Annotated in this window: 3 protein-coding genes and 1 tRNA gene; all 4 read right to left on the reverse strand. The window is 70.5% G+C overall.

The window, feature by feature from the left end:
- Positions 1–56: 56 nt before the first annotated feature.
- Positions 57–128, reverse strand: a tRNA-Gln gene (locus tag ACIQ2E_RS13155).
- A gap of 120 nt (positions 129–248) precedes the next feature.
- Entirely contained in the window at positions 249–1,922 is a 1,674-nt protein-coding gene (locus ACIQ2E_RS13160; protein WP_398331385.1) for an AAA family ATPase, read from the reverse strand.
- Positions 1,923–1,977: 55 nt separating this feature from the next.
- On the reverse strand, positions 1,978–3,027 hold the full coding sequence (locus ACIQ2E_RS13165) for an LdpA C-terminal domain-containing domain (RefSeq protein ID WP_398331388.1): 1,050 nt from the start codon (positions 3,025–3,027) through the stop codon (positions 1,978–1,980).
- A complete protein-coding gene (gene ndhN / locus ACIQ2E_RS13170) occupies positions 3,024–3,491 on the reverse strand; it encodes an NAD(P)H-quinone oxidoreductase subunit N (protein WP_296443242.1) in 468 nt (155 codons plus the stop codon). The genes ACIQ2E_RS13165 and ndhN overlap by 4 nt, the downstream gene beginning before the upstream one ends.
- Positions 3,492–3,822 lie beyond the last annotated feature (331 nt).

The raw sequence follows: 3,822 nt of genomic DNA on the forward strand, positions 1-3,822 counted from the left end.
CGTCGAAATCGAACACCAGCAGCGGGGCTTCTGCCATGGCTGGGAGTGTTTCAAAACTGGGCCGCTAGGATTCGAACCTAGGAATGGCGGGACCAAAACCCGCTGCCTTACCACTTGGCGACGGCCCAACGAGTCGCTCAGTTCAGTCGCCGAAGCGCTGCTGTGCGAGCACTCAGATAGTTACCCACAGCGGGTCGACCTTCGTCAATGTTGGCTGCTCATCTCAGCCCCTGAATGCCCCGGTGCCCTCAGCGAGGAAAGATGCGCAGCCGCTGTTGGCGGCCGCTGCCGAACTCCGCCGAGGCCAGTTGGTAGTGCGCTGCCAGCTCCGCTTGGAGGCGCCGCACCCGTTCGCTGCGCGGCAGCAACTCCACCGGTTGGCCCTTGGCCAGCACCAGTTGCTCCACCGCTAAACGGCACTCCTCCAGGGCCGCCAGATCATCGTCGGGGCCGCTGCGCGCGGGTTCGGCCGGGGGGGGATCGGCCGGTTCACGCCGCTTCAGCAGTCGCTCCAGGCCCCGTTGCACCTGGGGCAGGGTGTCGGCCTTGATCACGAGGATCGGCACACCGGCCTGCTGGGCCCGGCGTCGCAGCTCGGGCTGCTGACCCAGCTGTTGACGCAGGGCTAGCACCACATCGGCTTCCTCAACCGATTCCACGCATTGCACCGGCAGGCGGCGGCTGCGGATCGCCTGCTCCAGCAGCAGCGCACTCACCCCCACTCCGAACAGCAGCAGCGGTCTTTGAGGGGTGCCCGTGGCTCCCTCGTCGTCGTTGCTGGCAGCGGGTTGGGCCGGGGCCACCGGATCCGGCAGGGGCACGGGCGCCAGGTGGGGGTGGTGGCGCCGAGCCAAGGAGCGCTCCGGCGCAGGCGGGGCCGGGCGGCTGAGGGCCTGGGGTGGGCTTGGCTCCTGCAGGTGCAGCCGGCCGTCGCCGTCGAGTTCGCGCACCTGCGGCCGCGGCAGCTGACCGCGCAGAAGCAGGTCGACTGTGCGGGCCACATCTCGGTGCACGAGCCAACGATTCCGGCTGTGCATCTCCACCGCCAGGGGGAAGGTGGGCTCAGCGGCTCGCTCCAGCACCGTTTTTTGGCTGCGCCTCCGCCTGGCTTCTTCATCGCCCAGCGTCACCGATTCGATACCCCCCACCAGATCGCTGAGGGTGGGGTTCTTCACTAGGTTGGCCAGCTCGTTGCCGTGGGCTGTGGCCACGAGCATCACGCCGCGCTCGGCAATGGTGCGGGCCGCCTGGGCCTCCAGTTCGGTGCCGATTTCATCGATCACGATGACCTCGGGCATGTGGTTTTCCACCGCCTCGATCATCACCTGGTGCTGCAGCTCAGGCCGCGCCACCTGCATGCGACGGGCGCGCCCGATGGCGGGGTGCGGGATGTCGCCATCGCCGGCGATCTCGTTGCTGGTGTCGATCACCACCACCCGCTTGCCCAGCTCATCGGCCAGCACCCGAGCGATCTCGCGGAGCGCGGTGGTTTTGCCCACGCCCGGGCGGCCCATCAGCAGCAGCGACTGCCCGGAATCCATCAGATCTCGCACCATCGCCACCGTGCCGAACACGGCCCGGCCCACGCGGCAGGTGAGCCCCACGATCGTGCCGGTGCGGTTGCGGATGGCGCTGATGCGGTGCAAGGTGCGCTCGATGCCGGCGCGGTTGTCGCCGCCGAAGGCCCCCAGCTGCTCCACCACGGCGGCCAGGTCGGCCCGTTCCACCACCGCCTCCCCGAGGCTCACGGCCCGGCCGGGGTAGCGGGCCTCAGGCACGCGGCCCAGATCCAGCACCACCTCCAGCAGCTGCTCGCGCGCCTCCGCTGGTGCCAGCGCCTGCCGCACGCCATCGGGCAACACCTCCAGCAGCCGATCGAGATCGTCGGTGATGCGCTGGGGGTTGATCGGAGCGGAAATCATCACAGGGGGCGGAACCGGCGAACGCGCCGGCATTCCTGAACTGGCGTTCTAGCCATCAGCGGCTCTGCCAGGGCGCCAGGAGAGCCTGGGCAAGGTTCAGGCCCTGCTCCAACAGCTGCGGGCACTTCCGCAGCGACCCGCCGCGCGCTTCGGCCTGCAGCAGCAACGGTTGGAGCAGGCTGCGGGCCCTGCCGCCGAAGGCCACACCCGCCGCGCCGGCATCGGCGGAGAGCAGAGCGGCGGTGCTGGCGTTGGTGCCGCCGGCCAGCTGCAGGGGGCCTGGGGGGGCCCAGGGGCGGATGGCTTCCAGGAGCTTCACGGCGGAGCGGGCCGTGCCCGCCCCCACATCGCCGCTCATCGGCCGGCCATCGAGCTGCCAGAGGGGCTTCAGGCCGCACTGCCGCACCAGGGCGAAGCGTTGCCAGAGCTCGCACGCCAGTTCGCGGGCGCTCAGGGGCGTCTCGGCTGCATGAGCGCTCTCGCCGTCTCTGGCTTTGGCGCCCCGCTCCAGGCCGCAGCTCACGGCCAGGCGCTGCAGGGGCACTCCGCTGGCCTGCACCTGCTGCAGCCGCTGGGCGAAGGCCTTCTGGCGGCCGGCCTGGGTGTGCAGCTCCACGGCATCCGGCTGCACCGCCCCCAGCAGCTCCGGCACCAGCTCAGGGCTGAGCAGCACCGGCTGCTCGTCGATCAGCCCCAGGGGGCAGGCGGGCAGGCAGCGGCCGCAGCCATAGCAGCGCTCCGCCAGCACACCGCCGCTGGGGCCAATCGCCAGGGCCGGGCAAACCCGTTGGCAGGGCCTCGGGCAATCGCTGGGGCAGCGCGTTGGATCAAAGCGGGCCTTGCGGAAGTGGGGATCGGCGCCGTCGCTGAGGCTGAGCATCAGCCAGGGCTGGATGGCGCCCCGCTCCATGGCCCAGGCCATACCGCGCCGGGCGGCGGCGGCCACGGCGGCATCGGCGGCCACATCAATGCAGTGCACGCCGGCAAGGCTGTACACCGCGCACAGATCTTCAATCGCGGCAAGGTCTTGGTTGCCCGCGCCGCAGATCAGCTTCACGAAGCGGCCGGCCGCCAGAGCGGCGTGCGGAGCCGCCGCGGCGCTCAAGCGGCCTGGGCGAGCACCGAGGCCAGGGGCTGCCAGCGCAGGGCGCGGGCGCCGCCCAGTTCCACCACGATCTTCAGGCGGGGTTCGCGGCGGGTGAGCTCCAGCAGGGCCGACAGTTCGGCCTGGGACAGCACCTGGCCCTCAAGCAGCCAGAGCAGCACCGGAGCATTGCCGTCAAACAGGTGGCCGAGCTGGGGGGCGGCCATCTGCACTTCGCCTACGGCCGCGCCGCGGCCGACGCTCTGGTGGCCGAGATGGGGCGGGCGCACGCCGTGTTGCTGCAACAGGAAGGCCTCTGGATCGCCGAGGCCGCGGGCTGAGGTGATCTGGGCCCGGTAGCCGGCAGCCCGCATGCGGCGCAGCAGGCGCGTTTCGGCGCCACCTTCTAATGGGGCGTAGAGGGCGAGGGCTCCAGCCCGCTCCAGCTCCTGGCGGAATCCGCGGCCGGTGAGCAGCAGGGGCATGGGCTGGGCGGGATGCTGGGGCGAGTCTGGCAGGACACCGCCACAGGATGGGTGGCGGGCTGTGAGATACCATGTTCGCTTGTGCAATTGCAACTGTGCCCGTCCGCTAGCCGGGCCTCCAGCGCACTGCACAAAGGTCGCCAGTGGTGGCGGCCTTCCCGGGCCTGTGTGGCTCAACTGAGTCACCGGGAAACTGCTGAATCTGATGACTGGGCCCCGCAAGGGTCTCCCGCGCATCCCAGCAAGTCCCAGCCCCCGCTGTTTCGACGCTGCTAGCCCAACCGAATCTGCGCTGCTGCTCCGGATCGCTCCGGCGGCAGCCCTTCTGATC

Origin of the sequence: Vulcanococcus sp. (assembly GCF_044369115.1) — a bacterium.
Taxonomy (GTDB): Bacteria; Cyanobacteriota; Cyanobacteriia; order PCC-6307; family Cyanobiaceae; genus Vulcanococcus.